Origin of the sequence: Acinetobacter legionensis, from assembly GCF_048552295.1 — a bacterium.
Lineage (GTDB): Bacteria > Pseudomonadota > Gammaproteobacteria > Pseudomonadales > Moraxellaceae > Acinetobacter.
Genome location: NZ_JBIMCW010000040.1, coordinates 15,613 through 31,325, shown reverse-complemented (window position 1 = coordinate 31,325; position 15,713 = coordinate 15,613). Strand labels below are relative to the sequence as shown.

Annotated in this window: 13 protein-coding genes; 11 read left to right on the top strand and 2 right to left on the bottom strand. The window is 36.0% G+C overall.

The window, feature by feature from the left end; genetic code table 11:
* The 7 genes from ACG916_RS20105 to ACG916_RS20075 all read left to right on the top strand — a co-directional run.
* On the top strand, positions 1–758 hold a 758-nt coding region (locus ACG916_RS20105), incomplete at its 5' end, for an RHS repeat-associated core domain-containing protein (protein ID WP_419330711.1).
* Positions 759–763: 5 nt separating this feature from the next.
* The gene (locus ACG916_RS20100) at positions 764–1,495 is read left to right on the top strand and encodes a tetratricopeptide repeat protein (protein ID WP_419328101.1); all 732 of its coding nucleotides are present in this window, start codon (positions 764–766) and stop codon (positions 1,493–1,495) included.
* Positions 1,496–1,731: 236 nt separating this feature from the next.
* Positions 1,732–2,250 carry a tetratricopeptide repeat protein gene (locus ACG916_RS20095; protein ID WP_419328100.1) on the top strand — a complete coding sequence of 173 codons (519 nt, stop codon included), beginning with the start codon at positions 1,732–1,734 and terminating at the stop codon, positions 2,248–2,250.
* Positions 2,251–2,982: 732 nt separating this feature from the next.
* Positions 2,983–3,954: an aspartyl/asparaginyl beta-hydroxylase domain-containing protein gene (locus ACG916_RS20090; RefSeq protein WP_419328099.1), complete on the top strand. Its 972-nt coding sequence runs from the start codon at positions 2,983–2,985 to the stop codon at positions 3,952–3,954.
* Positions 3,955–4,394: 440 nt separating this feature from the next.
* On the top strand, positions 4,395–5,672 hold the full coding sequence (locus ACG916_RS20085) for a sensor histidine kinase (protein ID WP_419328098.1): 1,278 nt from the start codon (positions 4,395–4,397) through the stop codon (positions 5,670–5,672).
* Between the two features lie 138 nt (positions 5,673–5,810).
* Positions 5,811–8,561: a bifunctional [glutamate--ammonia ligase]-adenylyl-L-tyrosine phosphorylase/[glutamate--ammonia-ligase] adenylyltransferase gene (gene glnE, locus ACG916_RS20080; RefSeq protein WP_336953410.1), complete on the top strand. Its 2,751-nt coding sequence runs from the start codon at positions 5,811–5,813 to the stop codon at positions 8,559–8,561.
* Between the two features lie 26 nt (positions 8,562–8,587).
* Positions 8,588–9,514 (top strand): branched-chain amino acid transaminase, encoded by a 927-nt coding sequence (locus ACG916_RS20075; protein WP_004723137.1) that lies wholly within the window; start codon positions 8,588–8,590, stop codon positions 9,512–9,514.
* A 122-nt stretch (positions 9,515–9,636) separates the two neighbouring features.
* On the opposite strand, the gene ACG916_RS20070 is transcribed toward ACG916_RS20075, so the two are convergent.
* Positions 9,637–10,659, bottom strand: coding sequence for an NAD-dependent epimerase (locus ACG916_RS20070; RefSeq protein ID WP_419328097.1), 1,023 nt, complete (start codon positions 10,657–10,659; stop codon positions 9,637–9,639).
* Positions 10,656–11,825, bottom strand: a complete 1,170-nt coding sequence (locus tag ACG916_RS20065; protein WP_336953408.1) for a nucleotide sugar dehydrogenase — start codon at positions 11,823–11,825, stop codon at positions 10,656–10,658. The genes ACG916_RS20070 and ACG916_RS20065 overlap by 4 nt, the downstream gene beginning before the upstream one ends.
* A 237-nt stretch (positions 11,826–12,062) precedes the next feature.
* Between ACG916_RS20065 and ACG916_RS20060 the strand changes: the two genes are divergently transcribed.
* From ACG916_RS20060 to ACG916_RS20045, 4 genes are all read left to right on the top strand, one after another.
* Positions 12,063–12,830, top strand: a complete 768-nt coding sequence (locus tag ACG916_RS20060; protein WP_336953407.1) for a glycosyltransferase — start codon at positions 12,063–12,065, stop codon at positions 12,828–12,830.
* Between the two features lie 38 nt (positions 12,831–12,868).
* The gene (locus ACG916_RS20055; protein WP_336953406.1) at positions 12,869–13,855 is read left to right on the top strand and encodes a stealth family protein; all 987 of its coding nucleotides are present in this window, start codon (positions 12,869–12,871) and stop codon (positions 13,853–13,855) included.
* A 10-nt stretch (positions 13,856–13,865) separates the two neighbouring features.
* On the top strand, positions 13,866–14,624 hold the full coding sequence (locus ACG916_RS20050) for a glycosyltransferase family 25 protein (RefSeq protein ID WP_419328096.1): 759 nt from the start codon (positions 13,866–13,868) through the stop codon (positions 14,622–14,624).
* A gap of 97 nt (positions 14,625–14,721) precedes the next feature.
* Positions 14,722–15,633, top strand: a complete 912-nt coding sequence (locus ACG916_RS20045; RefSeq protein ID WP_419328095.1) for a glycosyltransferase family 32 protein — start codon at positions 14,722–14,724, stop codon at positions 15,631–15,633.
* Positions 15,634–15,713 lie beyond the last annotated feature (80 nt).

Below are 15,713 nucleotides of genomic sequence, written 5' to 3'. Positions count from 1 at the left end.
GGGGCACAGCTTTAGAAATTAATACAACAAACCAAGACAATCCATTGGAACAAAGTAATATCCGTTTTCAGGGGCAATATTACGATAAGGAAACAGGGCTACACTATAACCGCTATCGTTATTACGAACCGTATAGTGCAAGGTATGTGAGTAAAGACCCAATTGGGTTGAATGGAGGCATGAATAGCACTGTTTATGTGAATGATCCAAATCAGTGGGTGGATCCAATGGGACTAGATTGGTCTAATGCTTTTCCTCCTGGTTTGATGGAATATGGACGTTCTAAAGTCTCTGAACATAATTGGAAAATGCAAAATGATCCTGAATATCGTAATCAAGTAATGACTCCACCAGCCCCTGTAAAAGCAGCTACCCATGTACCATATACAACAATGACAAATGTTAATTTAGGTCTTACTGCAATAGCGGGAGGATCTGTAGGTGTTGGAGGTGGTCATACTAGAGATAAATATGGGAAAGTTATGCAATGTGTTGCCCTAAATGTATGTGGTAGTGCAGGAGCGGAGGCAAGTGCTTACGGAAGTGGAGGGCAAAGTTATACTAATACTGATACTTCACGTGGTTTTTCTACTGGAGGATCTGTTTGTGGTAGTGCTAAAGGCGCTGCTATCATTGGAGGGGGGGTGCAAGCTTGTCAAAATACAGATGGCTCTCAAACATATTCTGGTAATGTGATTATTGGAGCGGGAGCTGGTGCGACAGGATCAATTTGTACGGCAGTAAATTATTGTAGGTAAATAATATGAAAAATATTTTAGTGTTTTTGATGCTTGGAAGTTTAGCTTCTTGCACCAACTTAAATAAGCAAGATAATCACCTTACACTTGAGGAAGAATGTAAACAAGCAGGTGATCTAAGTAAACAATGTGAAATCGTTAATATAAAAGGATTAACATTGGATGAAAAAGAGAACTTATTGGGATGGATATATCTTAATGGTTCAGAAAAAATCGTTCCGAATTATGATAAAGCCTATTATTGGTTAGAAAAAGCTGCAAAATCCCAAAATAATGAAGCATTGAATTCGTTAGGAACGATTTACCTCCTAGGATTGGGGAAAAATAAAGATTTAAATAAAGCAGAAGAATATTATTTAAAAGCAGATCAGTTAGGTAATAAAGAGGCTAAACTAAATTTAGCGGAATTATATCGGAGTAATGGTCAGGATACATTGCCAGATTATGAAAAAGCCGAAAAATGGTATCTAGCTGGTATGAAGGATAATCAATTACGTGCATATGAAGGCTTGTCTAAAATGTATATTGATCAAGAAAAGTTTAAAGAAGCATTTGATTATTCTATAAAGGCTGCTGAGCTAGGTAGTTCTGAAGCTGAATATAATTTAGGTGTTTTTTTTGAAAAAGGGATATATGTTCAAAAAAATAAATTACAAGCAATATATTGGTATGGTAAAGCAGCTGAAAGGGGACATGTCGATGCAATTAATAATTTGAGAGTACTTAAGCAAAAATAAATTATAAAATTAGGAGTCTGTTGATGATTTTTTAAGCTTATAATTTATATTTTTTTTTGTGTGTGTTCTGGGTATATATTTAAGAAATTAGCTTAATTAATTGATGATATAGGATGATGTTTTTTACATTCGAAATTCAGTTTTAAAATCATTGACTTGAATAGTATCTGAGTTTTTGAAGAAAGACTCAGTTTTTATTATGTACCATCAAGTTTTTAATTTTTGAGAGTTAGTAAATGAAATATTCCTATTCTATCTTTTTTATTTTATTGATGGTAAGTGGTTGTAGTAATGGTACATCACTGAACAAAATTCATGACTCAGAAAAGATTGCATCGACTGAACAAGATTCATATCAAAAAGCAAAAAAATATTCTGAAGCTGGTGATAAAGAAAATTATCTAAAATTTTTAGAAATTTCTGCTAAAAGTGGCGACGTAATTGCTCAAAATGAATTGGCAGGGTTATATGCATTTGGTGATGGTGTACCAAAAAATGGGGAGAAATTCATTTATTGGTCAGAGTTAGCTGCATCTAAGGGGTATTCACTTGCTCAACTTAATTTAGGTACAGCTTATTTTTTGGGAACTAATGGCGTAACTCAAGATTTAGTAAAAGCAGAAAAGTGGCTAACACTTGCAGCAAATAATAATGAAGAAATTGCTAAAAATTATTTACAGCAAATAAAGAATAATGAAATACCAGATGCATCAATACCTGATGATATAAAAATTCTTATGGAAAATGATAAGTAATCCAAGCTTGTTAGTCTTATCGCTATACTATTTCATCGAGTTTACTATATTGAATTCCCCATGGTGATTATGCATTTATATTAAAAATTATGATTTTAATTGCTGTAGCATGTACCGATGTGTTTATACAAATTACGGAACTCAAAATCCACTGTCAGCGATGACGTGTCGGTTCGAGTCCGACCCTCGGACCATATATTATGAAAAGCCTTCAAGCATATTTAGACTTGAGGGCTTTTTTTATTGTTTGAAATTGGTGCTATCAGAACTTAAGAAACCAAATAAGAACATGAGTGCTTTAAAAAGAAAAAAACTGATTTTGATCAGTATGGACCAATTAATAGATTGGCATTTAAATGATGGTTTCGATGTTTAATTAAAATTACGTAATTTCTAGTGTTCCATCGCTCCCTCTTTAATGACGCATTTTTATAACAAGTATCAGTATGCGAGAAATAGCGCCTGATCACTTAACAACAACAGTTAAAATTTTTAATTTCAATCATTTAAAACTTAACCAAAGGTGTACATATTTCTTGCCTATAAGAAAATTAATTAATTATAGTTAAAAGTATTTTAAATAATTTGAAACTATTTTATTTTTTCTCGCTATTTCAAAAAATATCTAAATGATCTTTATGCAGGTTGTTCAGCAAAGAAGATTGGCTTTATTTAAGGAAAATCAAGGACACATCATGGGGATTCAGAAATCATAATCGGAGTAAAATTATAATGAATCTAAGTATTATGATCATCATTGGTTTAATCGTGTATTCGATAGCAGCCATGACTTATGTATACCGTTGGCGAGGAAATGTACGTTATGACTCACTCTCACAATATTTAAGAAAAAGTTGGCCTATATTTGCACCATTTAATTGTGTTCTGTATATGACGACACGCAGCTTTGCAAAAAAGCCAATATTAGATGCTGACTTTTTAGAAAATATTGAAGTACTTAGAGCCAATTGGATAATTATTAGAGATGAAGCAATAGCATTAGAGTCATCGGGTATATTTGAAGTGATCAAGACACCTGGAGCAGACGGTTATTATGATGTTGGTTTTCGCACTTTTTACAAACGTGGTTGGAGTAAATTTTACTTAAAATGGTACGGAACAACGCATGTTTCTGCGCAAAGATTATGTCCTAAGACATTGGAGTTACTTAATCAAGTTCCTGCTATTCGAGGTGCCATGTTTTCACTGTTACCGGCGGGTTCTGAACTGAGCTTACACGCTGATCCGATTGCTAGTAGCTTTAGGTATCATCTCGGTTTGGTGACGCCTAACTCTGAAACTTGTCAAATTAATATTGATGGACAAACTAGTACTTGGTTCAATGGTAAAGACTTTGTCTTTGATGAAACATATCCACATTTTGCATATAATACAGCGAATTCAGCGCGATTGATTCTGATGTGTGATGTTGATCGTCCAATGAACATATTTGGACGAATTTTTAACAGCGCTTATCGTATTCTTGTTAAAGGTACTGTTGTTTCAAATACACCTGAAGATAAAAGAGGGGTGTATAGTGCTATTTTTAAATTTTTTGCACCATTTAGACAGTATTCAATACAATTTCGTGAAAAGCATTTCAAAACTTATAAAATACTCAAATTCATTTTAAATATGAGCCTGCTATCCATCATTTTTATCGTCTTGTATGGGATGATCTATTTTTTCGAAATGCTTTTTTAAGGGATTAAAATAACTCATTTCCTCAATCATTTGAGAGATAACTTTAGTAAAGTTGTTGCTGAATTTCGCTATTTTGTCTTTGATCTTTGCAACCTCTCTGTCACTTATACATGCCAATAGCTTGATAAATACTTTATGGTTTGATTGCGATGATTTAAATTAGAGGTTTTTATCAAAAGCTTGGTTTTTTCTATTTAAATCATAAAAATATATAAAGCAGTAACTGATTGTGCATGTTAAATAAAATGTGAAATTTATCGAAAATTTCATCCCATTGTTTTTATTTGATTGTATTGCTGTTATATTGTTTTATGTGAACATTTGTAAGTGTTTCTCTAAAGCGATGTTTTCAAGTTTGTATGTGTTTGGAAGAAGTTGATATTTAAACGTTGGCGATTTAAATAACTAGCGTGTTAACTGAAAGTGCAAATGAGGTAAACATGAAATTAGAATTCTTAGAAGCTCATCAGACTGAACAGCTTAGTGCTTGTCAACTATCGTTGATTTTAGGTGTTTATACCACAGACAATAAAATTGAACGTTATTTACGTGTAGCTCGTGCTGTTCTCAATGTAGAAAATGCTTTTTTTACTTTTCATAATGAACCTTATATTTGGGTTGCCGATGAAAGTAGTGATTTTAAAGCAGCATCTATTGCTTGTAAATTGAGCTTATCACCATATTTTGGCAATCAGTGCATCGTTTCAGAAATGCATAAAAATTATGAAAAATTCTCACAATATATGGTTGAAATTGGGATAAAACACCAACGTTTATTGTGCTACGATTTTAAGTTAGAAGATAACGACTCTATTGCACATGTTTATTTCTATGATAATAAAAAAACAACATTTACAAGCAAGCAACAGGCTTTATTAGAAGAACTTAGCTTAGGTTTGGTGACGATCTTAGAGCGTAAATCTGAATCCCAAGATTACTATGAGTTATATGAACAAGAACGCGCTTTAAATTTTAGTAAAACTAAGTTTTTCCAAGTTATTGCTCATGATTTACGTGCGCCTTTTCATGGATTGATTGGCTTCTCAGATGTCTTAGCAAACGAGCGTGAAACTTTGAGTGAAGAAGGTGTACAGGATATTGCAGATTATTTGCACGATACCTTGCAATCGACCTATTCCTTACTTGAAAACTTACTCAATTGGGCGATGGCAGAAGGTGGGCGCTTTGTTTATCACCCAATTAATTTTAAATTAAAACAGACCACAAAGATTGTTTACGATGTGCTTAAGCCTTTGGCAGTGAATAAAAATATACAACTGATTGAAAATGTTGCTGAAGATTTAAGTGTTTTTGCAGATATGAATATGGTGACCTCGGTGATTCAGAATTTGGTTTCGAATGCCTTGAAGTTTACCCGTACTGATGGTTCTGGAAAAGTTTCCATTGTTGCGCACCCAGTAGGAAAAGATATAGAAATTATTATTCATGATACTGGTTTGGGAATGACTCAGTCGCAAATTGAGCAGCTGTTTGAACCACAGATCAAAGCCAGTATAAAAGGTACGATTGGGGAGCGAGGAACAGGATTAGGGCTGGTTCTATGTAAACGGTTTGTGGATCTCAATCATGGAAAAATCTCAGTAAGCTCTAAAACAGGTGAGGGAACGACTTTTATTGTTGCTTTACCTGCTGCAAAAAATACCCATCAAGCTTTGGTTTGTCCTGAAATCAAGCAAGATAAAATAAAAATTTCATAATTTTATATTTGAATAATTTAGATTGATTGTGAGTGGTGGTTTTTTGAGCTTTGTTTTTTAAGAAAAGTACAAAAACCTCCCTAAATGTAAAGCAAACTGCTATAAATAAGCTGATAAAACATAAGTACAGGCTTTTCAATGAACATTGAGCAATTGCAAAAAACATTACATGCAAGTCAGTATGCAGAACAAGTATTAAGTCTACATCAAGCCACTTTAGAACATGATTATGCAATTGATCAATTTCAACAATCGCTCAGTACAGCACAAATTCAACAACTCGTTTACGATCATTTAGTCAATATTCAAGATGAAAATACGTGGATGAAAGTCTTACGTATTCTTCGTGCACGCTTAATGTTTCGTTGGATTTGGCAAGATGCTAACCAACTGACCAATGTGGTGAAGTTGACACGAGAACTGTCTGATTTTGCAGATGCCTGTATCATTGCAGCAAAAGATTTTGCTCGGATTCCTTTGCTGGCAAAACATGGCGAACCGATAGGTTATAACGGCAAGCTTCAAGATTTGATCGTCATTGGGATGGGCAAGCTTGGGGCACAAGAGCTGAACTTATCTAGTGATATTGACCTGATTTTTGCCTTTGATGAGCAAGGAGAAAGCAATGGTCGTAAGTGTATTGATGTACAGCAATTTTGCATCTTGTGGGGGCAAAAGCTGATCTATTTATTAGATCATATTACTGCAGATGGTTTTGTATTTCGTGTGGATATGCGTCTACGTCCTTGGGGGGATGGTTCAGCACTGGCAATAAGTCATGTGGCTTTAGAAAAATATTTAAGTCAGCATGGGCGCGAGTGGGAACGTTATGCATGGATTAAGGCGCGTATTATCACAGGTGGACAAGACGGTGATAGTTTATTGGATATGACCCGCCCATTCGTTTTTCGTAAATATGTAGATTACACCGCTTTTGAAGCCATGCGTGAAATGAAAGCGATGATTGAACGTGAGGTGGCTCGGCGTAACATTGCAGACGATATTAAGCTGGGCGCAGGTGGTATTCGTGAAGTTGAATTTATTGTGCAGGTTTTTCAGCTGATTTATGGCGGAGCAAAATTAGAGTTACAAGACCGCCAATGCCTTGTTAGCCTAAAACATTTGGGTGAGGCGGGATTACTCGATCATCAATCCGTTGAGGATCTTGAAGAGGCTTATCTATTTTTACGACGTGTAGAGCATGCTATTCAAGCCTTGAATGACCAGCAAACACAATCTTTACCTACAGAACCTGAACTTCGTCAGCGAATAATTGATACCTTGGGTTTTGATGATTGGGCTGCTTTTATTGATTTTCTCAACCAAAAGCGCAGCAAGGTGACTTTCCAATTTGAGCATTTGATTAAAGAAAAAGGACTTGATTCTCCGATTGAAAGTTTTAGTCAGTTGGAAAGCCAGCTCAATGAGATCTTAGACCGTAATGCACAAAATCTGATTCATGAGTTTTGGTATGGTCATGCAATCAAGAAACTGCCTGCTAAAGCTGTACAGCGTTTAAAAGAATTTTGGCCGCATTTGGTTGAAGCAGTCCTACAGTCGAATAGTCCGCAAGTGGCTTTAATGCGATTGATGCCGTTGGTCGAATCTGTAATGCGCCGTACCGTGTATTTGGTGATGTTGATTGAAAGCAAAGGGGCGTTGCAACGTTTGGTCAAAATGGCGACAGTTAGTCCGTGGATTTGTGAGGAGTTGACTCATTATCCTGTTCTTCTGGATGAGTTTTTATCCATGGATTTTGAACTGCCTCGACGAGATTATTTGGAAGATTCGCTCCGCCAGCAATTACTGCGTATTGAAATCGATCAAGTTGAAGATCAAATGCGAGTATTGCGCTTATTTAAAAAATCCAATGTGCTTACCGTTGCTGCAAGCGATGTGCTGGCAGAAAGCCCGTTGATGAAAGTTTCGGATGCTTTAACAGATATTGCAGAAGTTTCTGTGATTGCAACATTAAACTTGGCTTATCAGACAGTTGCTAAGCGTCATGGTTATCCTGTCGATGCAGAAGGCCTGCGTTGTTCATTAGACCATATGGCCTATGCTGTGATTGGTTATGGCAAAGTAGGGGGCATTGAGCTAGGCTATGGTTCAGACCTCGATCTAGTTTTTATTCATTATATGGATGAACAAGCAGATACTGATGGTCAAAAGGCCATTAGTGGCTTTGAATTTGCCATGCGTGTTGCGCAAAAATTTATGTCTCTGATGACCACACAAACTTTAGATGGTCGAGTCTATGAAATTGATACCCGTTTACGCCCTTCTGGTGAAGCAGGCTTATTGGTCACCAGTTTAAAGGCATTTGAACAGTATCAACTCAAAAGTGCCTGGTTGTGGGAACATCAAGCAATTGTTCGAGCACGCTCAATTGCAGGTGAGCAAAGCTTAAGAGCAAAATTTGAAGAATTACGTTGTAGGGTTCTCACATTACCAAGAGAAGAAGAGACAGTTCGCAAAGAAGTCCTGAACATGCGTCAGAAGATGAAAGATCATTTGGGTTCCTCAAAAGATCAGAAAAAAGATGGAATTTTTCATCTAAAACAGGATGCAGGAGGTATCGTTGACATCGAATTTATGGCACAGTATGTCGTATTAGCCTGGAGTGGGACGAATCCTGATCTCGCCCATTATTCCGACAACGTACGAATCCTTGAAGATGCCGCAAAGGCAGGTTGCTTATCCAGCGACGATGTATCCGCATTGATTCAAGCTTATCTCAGTGAACGCGCCGAGAGCCACCGTTTGGCACTTGCAAATCATAATATGCAAGTGAGTGCTGCGGATTGGCACGATACCCGAGAGGTCGTTTGCAAGTTATGGCAAAGATTAATTGATCCAACAGCGAGTTTCGCTTTGGAAAGTGAATAATTGTGTAAAAATTTGGAGTGTGCGCCATGAATTTGGCTGATCGTGATGGTTTTATTTGGCAAGATGGACAAATGGTTGATTGGCGTGAAGCTAAAATTCACGTCTTAACTCATACATTACATTATAGTATGGGTGTTTTTGAGGGTGTCCGTGCTTATGAAACACCTAACGGTACTGCGATTTTCCGTCTCCAAGACCATACAAAACGTTTGTTAAATTCTGCAAAAATTTATCAAATGAAAGTTCCATTTGATCAAGCAACTCTTGAACAAGCTCAAATTGATGTTGTCCGTGAAAATAAATTGGCGTCATGCTATTTACGCCCAATTATTTTCATTGGTTCGGAAAAATTAGGTATCGCTGCAACTGATAATACCATTCATGCGACAGTTGCTGCATGGAGCTGGGGTGCTTACCTTGGCGATGAAGCAATGGCGAAAGGTATTCGTGTTAAAACCTCATCATTTACGCACCATCACCCTAACGTGACCATGTGTAAAGCCAAGGCTTCAGGTAACTATACTTTGTCTATTCTTGCACACCAAGAAGTGGCACATTCTGGTTATGATGAAGCAATGCTTATGGACCCTCAAGGGTATGTATGCCAAGGTTCAGGTGAAAATGTATTCTTAGTAAAAGATGGTGTATTACATACACCAGATATTGCTGGCGGGGCATTGGATGGGATTACGCGTCAAACGATTATCACCATTGCGAAAGATATGGGGATTGAAGTTGTTGAACGTCGTATTACCCGTGATGAATTCTATATTGGTGATGAAGCATTCTTTACTGGGACTGCTGCTGAAGTGACGCCGATCCGTGAATATGATGATCGTGAAATTGGTTCAGGCGCTCGTGGTCCGATTACTGAGAAGATTCAGAAAGCATTCTTTGATGCTGTTCAAGGTAAAGATCCAAAATATGCACATTGGCTGACTTATGTAAAATAAGTGGCTGCATGCAAAAAAAGGATTTTTAGAGGAATCCTTTTTTTGCTTAGATCTGGCTGTTGTAATAATTGAAAAAAAATTCAAAGGCTAAAATTTAGCTTTAAACTAAATAAAAGCCTTAATTAAACTTGATAAAAATCTCGATACCAATCTACGAATTGTTTAACACCATCTTCAACAGAGACCGATGGTTTGTATCCGACCATCTGTTCTAAAGCACTGCTATCCGCAAAAGTATCCGGCACATCACCTGGTTGTAATGGAAGTAATTCTAAAATTGCTTCTTTGCCTAAGGCTTTTTCAATAGCATGAATATATTCAATCAATTTTACTGGATTGTTGTTGCCGATATTGAAAATACGGAAAGGCGCATAACTGGTCGATGGATCAGGATTTTTGCTGTTCCAATTTGGATCAGGTTGCGCAATTTGATCACTTGAACGAATCACACCTTCCACAATATCTGAAATAAAAGTGAAGTCACGGGTATGGTTGCCGTGATTGAAAACAGGAATAGGTTGGTCTTCAATAATGTTCTTGGTGAACTTAAACAAAGCCATGTCTGGACGGCCCCAAGGACCATAGACAGTAAAAAAGCGTAAGCCTGTTGTTGGTAAATTGAAGAGATGGCTATAACTGTGCGCCATGAGTTCATTGGCACGTTTCGTTGCAGCATAGAACTGTACAGGATGGTTAACGCCATGTTTTTCACTAAATGGCATGGTGGTATTTGCACCATAAACACTACTGGTACTGGCATAAGTTAAATGTGGTGTTTTGGCATAACGGCATGCTTCAATAATATTGGTAAAGCCAATTAAATTACTTTCGACATAGCTCAATGGATTTTCTAATGAGTAACGGACACCAGCTTGTGCAGCCAAATGAATCACCCGATCAAATTGATGATCTTGAAAACATTGATCAACGATTGCTTTATTGGCAAGATTGGCATGAATAAAAGTGAATATTTGCTGGGTTTGTGCCGCCGTATCTTTGAGAACCGCTAATCGGGCTTGTTTTAATGCGGGGTCATAGTAATCATTCATATTGTCAAAGCCAACAACATCATCACCACGTTCTAAAAGTTTTTTTGCAACATTGAAGCCAATAAAACCTGCTGCACCTGTGACGAGGACTTTCATTCATCTGCTCCGAAAATATCTCGTGTATAGACTTTATCTAATACATCACTTAAGTCATTAGAAACCCGATTGGCAATAATCACGTCACTTTGCTGTTTAAATTGTACTAAATCATTGACGACTTTGGACTTAAAGAACTGGTCCTCTTGTAAAGTCGGTTCATAGACAATCACTTCAATACCCTTGGCTTTGATGCGTTTCATCACACCTTGGATTGCGGACGCTCTAAAATTATCTGAACCACTTTTCATCACTAGGCGATAAATACCAACTTTATTGGGGTTACGTGCAATCACCGAGTCTGCAATAAAGTCTTTACGCGTGCTGTTTGAGTCAACAATGGCTTGAATCAAATTACTTGGAACGTGATTATAGTTGGCTAAAAGTTGTTTGGTGTCTTTGGGTAGGCAATAGCCACCATAACCAAATGATGGATTATTATAGTGATTACCAATACGTTGATCTAAACAAACACCATCAATAATTTGATGAGTGTCTAAGCCAAAAATTTGCGCATAGGTATCCAGTTCATTGAAATAGGCAACGCGCATAGCGAGATAGGTATTGGCAAATAACTTAATTGCTTCAGCTTCAGTTGAATCGGTAAATAAAACAGGGCTGTCTTTTTTGATGGCCCCTTCGATCAATAAGTCAGCAAACAGTTTTGCCCGATCAGATTTTTCCCCAACAATAATGCGGGAAGGGTATAAATTGTCATGCAATGCCTTTCCTTCCCGTAAAAATTCTGGAGAAAAAATAATATTTTCAGTGTGAAATTTTTCTTTTAAACTCTTGGTGAAGCCGACAGGGACAGTTGATTTAATCACCATCACTGCATTGGGGTTGACCTCTAAGACTTGCTGAACTACGCTTTCGACACTTTGCGTATTAAAATAATTGGTTTTGGTGTCGTAATCCGTTGGTGTTGCAATAATCACAAAATCTGCATTGCAATACGCTGCTTGGTAATTTGTCGTAGCTGTAAAATTTAATGATTTTTCTTTTAAAAATAATGAAATATCCGCATCTTGAATGGGCGATATTTTATTGTTGAGCAAGTTAACCTTAGATTCTAAAATATCTACTGCAACAACTTCATGATGTTGTGCAAATATCATTGAATTGGATAAGCCAACGTAACCTGTTCCAGCGACTGCTATTTTCATAAAAACCTAATATAGAAAATGTGCTTGCAAAAGTTGTATTCAATTTCACAGTGCATTCATTCAAAAAAGATTGCTCAATAAAATATCGAACAATTAAAATGATCATGCTCAATGTGAATTGTTAACGCATCATAGCATATTCTCATGAAACAAATTGTTCAGCATATGCAATCGAATACAGTAACTTGGCGAGGGTAATGGTATGATATGGCGATTGCTCAGGTGGAAGATTGATGCATGCAGGTCAATGAATCAAATTTACAGTCGAATTTAGTTGAATCAGAACAGAATATCGTTTTGTGTATGAAGTGGGGCAGCAAGTATGGTGCTGAGTATGTCAATCGCCTATATAACATGGTGAAACGACATACCACAATTGATTTCCAAATGGTGTGTTTGACTGATCGTACGGAAGGTATTAATCCCGAAGTTCAATGCTTTCCAATTCCGCCATTAGCATTACCTGAAGGAAGTCCTGAGCGAGGATGGAATAAACTATCTACTTTTGAACCCAATTTATATGGTTTAAAAGGCAATTTATTATTTCTAGATCTTGATGTGGTCATTGTAGACAATATTGATGATTTCTTTACTTATCCCGGTGAATTTCTAATTATTCACGATTGGAAACGTCCTTGGCGTGTGACCGGAAATAGCTCAGTTTATCGTTTTAAGTTGGGCACCTTTCCTGAAATTTTGCCGTATTTTCGTGAAAACTTTAAAGAAATTAGTCATAAATTCCGAAATGAACAAGAGTATTTATCGTGGTATGTCGATCAGCAGCAAAAACTAAGCTACTGGCCAAAAGATTGGTGTAAGAGTTATAAATACCATTGCTTGCAAAAATTACCATTGGCTTATTTTAAGCCACCAGTAAAGCCACAAGATGCCAAAATTATTATTTTCCATGGGGAAATTAATCCACCTGATGCTGTGACTGGCGGTGGTGGTAAATGGTATCGTTATGTGTTGCCTTCAGACTGGATTAAAGACGCTTGGCAGTAATTTTATTTAGATCATTAGAAAATTTGAGAACAATATAGATGCAAAACCTTGATATCGTGATTGCTTGGGTCGATGGCAATGATGTTGAGTTAAAACGTAAACGTCATCAATACCTCACAGGTGGAGATGCCTCAGATGCTGTGAGCGATACACGTTTTGCTAGTAATGATGAGATCTATTACAACATTGCATCTATATTGAAGTATGTACCTTTTTGCCGTCATATTTTCATTGTTACAGATAATCAGCAGCCTGAATTTTTAAATGAATTTGCAACACAAGGTCTTTGTGATGCAAATAAAATTCGTGTCGTTGATCATCGTGAGATTTTTGCTGGTTATACGCAATTTCTACCCACGTTTAACACCCGGTCAATTGAAAGCATGTTATGGAATATTAACGGGCTTTCAGATTATTTTATCTACTTAAATGATGACTTCTTTTTCAATTCACCTGCTCAAATTGAAGATTTTCTTGAAGCCAATAAAATCGTCACCTATGGACACTGGAAAAGTTGTTTTAGTTACAAGGCTAAGCTGAAATATCGTCAGTTTTTAAATCGAAAATTTAATAAACCGATTCAACCTGGTCATGTGATTGCACAAATGCTGGGTGCTGATATTCTAGGCTTTAAAGAATTTTTTGAAATCCACCATTATCCACATTGCGTAGATCGTAAAATTTTAAGTGAATACTTATTGCATCATCCAGACCTATTAGAAACACAGATTAAATATAAATTTAGAAGTGTCGAACAACTAAATCCGATTTCATTGATGAATCATTTAAAGATTCAAAAAAATGAAGCAGTTTTAAAATCTGATTTAGCTTTGGCTTATTTGAAGAATGCTGAAAGCTTACCTGAGTTTGTAGAAGCATTGAATCAAGGCAATATTAAATATGGTTGTATCCAAAGTTTAGATCAACTAAATTCTGAGAATGCTGAACAGGTACGTCTTAAAATGATCGATAAATTATATGATTATTTACCTAAATCAGTTATTTCAGCCAAAGTTTTATCGTAGGAAGCCCATCATGAAAGTTAAAACATATCTGATAAATTTAGATGGTAGTGATGAGCGACTTGCTCGCGCAACAGAACAGTTACAGGCGGTAAACTGGGAGTTTGAGCGTTTTTCTGCTTACGATGGACGTGGCAAAGGATTGTCATCTTTTCAGGATTATGATGATGCGTTGACGCAGCAAACTTTAGGAAGACGGTTACTCAATTCTGAGCTAGGGTGTTATCTCAGTCATTATGGCTGTGCTCAGAAATTTTTAGCAAGTGATGCAGATTATCTTGTTGTCCTAGAAGATGATCTGAAAATTACAGCTGATTTCAAACAGTCTATGGATCAAGTTTTAAATTATTTAGATACGCATCCAGACTTAGACTGGTATCTGATTAATTTAGCCGCGAAGAAGAAAAAGTTAGCCAAAGACATTACTCAGTTTGATCACTATTCATTGTGGCACGCTTATTATTTTCCTATTCGTGGTTTGGGGTTAATTTGGTCACGAAAGGGTGCTGAGGCGTTTATTGCACAAGGTAAAACAATTGCGATGCCTGTTGATATCTTTTTCCAAACTTGGTTGAGTAAGAATGGAAAAGGATTAGGTGTTTGGCCTGCTTTTGTTCGTCCAGCAGGTTTGGACAGCGATATTTTAGGTACAGTTGCAACACAGGGAATATCTCGTAAAGAGAAAGAAAATCGTGACCATTCTTATGGTTTTAAGAAGCAAAAACGTATGTGGCGTGATCGGGTATATGCTCTTAAACATCTTTATTTTTAATTGTATTAAGATGTAATTGGATAATTGTTGGTTAAATATACTGTGTAAAATGTATTTTTATCAGTATTGCTTTAGGTAAACGTTGTGGATCTATTATATGAAAATTTTTAAAAAATTATTTTATTTAGCTAAATTTCATATGATGTACTATTATAAAATTAGACATACCAATAAAAAAATTGATAATTATGCAGGACAGCTCATTTTTAATCCTGTTACTACTTCTATTGAGTTACCTAAAAAAATTTGGATTTATTGGGAAGGACGTTTCCCAGAGTTTGTAGAAAAATGTGTCGAAAATATTCGTGAAAAAAACCCATCTTATCAAGTATATGTACTTAACCCAAAAAATGTAAGTGAGTACAGTGATATTGACTTTTCTTTATTGAAGGATGCGACGCCTCAACAAAAGGCTGATCTACTCAGATTTGATCTTTTATATCAGCATGGTGGGATCTGGTTAGATGCCAGTATAATTCTTTATGATAATTTGGATTGGATTACTGAACTGATGCAAAATAATCAGACAGAATGTTTTTCTTATTACCGAAAAAAAAATACTACGAATATCGATTATCCAGTATTGGAGAATTGGTTATTGGCAAGTGTTAAAAAAAATGTTTTCTTTAAGCATTGGTATGATGAATTATATTTAGCAATTCAACAAACGCCTAAATGCTATGTACAAAATATTCAAAAAACTGAAAAAAATAGCAAAGATATTTTTCAAAGAATTAGTAATTTGGAATATTTAGTGGCTTATGTCGCATGTCAGAAAGTGCTCAGACGATCTTTCCCAAGCATTACTTTAATCGATTGTGATGAAAATGCCTTTTACTACCAAGTGAAAAATCGCTGGGTAAAAGAAAAGATTTTGATTGATATGGCAATTAATTATCCAGCTGAAGAATATCCTAAGTTAATAAAACTTGCAGGAAAAGAGCGTAATTATTTATGCCAATATTATGATAAAGGAATGTATTTTAAAGGATCTTTTATTGATTTTTAACTTAGAACTCATTCAATCATGTTAAAAAATAAGCTTTGATCTCTTTTCTGAAATCAAAGCTTATTTAGACTAAAATCCTA

Coding starts and splice junctions, on each gene's coding strand:
- ACG916_RS20075 (WP_004723137.1), top strand. CDS start 8,588: ATGAATTTGGCTGATCGTGATGGTTTTATTTGGCAAGATGGACAAATG.
- ACG916_RS20070 (WP_419328097.1), bottom strand. CDS start 10,659: ATGAAAGTCCTCGTCACAGGTGCAGCAGGTTTTATTGGCTTCAATGTT.
- ACG916_RS20090 (WP_419328099.1), top strand. CDS start 2,983: ATGAATCTAAGTATTATGATCATCATTGGTTTAATCGTGTATTCGATA.
- glnE (WP_336953410.1), top strand. CDS start 5,811: ATGAACATTGAGCAATTGCAAAAAACATTACATGCAAGTCAGTATGCA.
- ACG916_RS20100 (WP_419328101.1), top strand. CDS start 764: ATGAAAAATATTTTAGTGTTTTTGATGCTTGGAAGTTTAGCTTCTTGC.
- ACG916_RS20055 (WP_336953406.1), top strand. CDS start 12,869: ATGCAAAACCTTGATATCGTGATTGCTTGGGTCGATGGCAATGATGTT.
- ACG916_RS20045 (WP_419328095.1), top strand. CDS start 14,722: ATGAAAATTTTTAAAAAATTATTTTATTTAGCTAAATTTCATATGATG.
- ACG916_RS20065 (WP_336953408.1), bottom strand. CDS start 11,825: ATGAAAATAGCAGTCGCTGGAACAGGTTACGTTGGCTTATCCAATTCA.
- ACG916_RS20095 (WP_419328100.1), top strand. CDS start 1,732: ATGAAATATTCCTATTCTATCTTTTTTATTTTATTGATGGTAAGTGGT.
- ACG916_RS20085 (WP_419328098.1), top strand. CDS start 4,395: ATGAAATTAGAATTCTTAGAAGCTCATCAGACTGAACAGCTTAGTGCT.
- ACG916_RS20050 (WP_419328096.1), top strand. CDS start 13,866: ATGAAAGTTAAAACATATCTGATAAATTTAGATGGTAGTGATGAGCGA.
- ACG916_RS20060 (WP_336953407.1), top strand. CDS start 12,063: ATGCAGGTCAATGAATCAAATTTACAGTCGAATTTAGTTGAATCAGAA.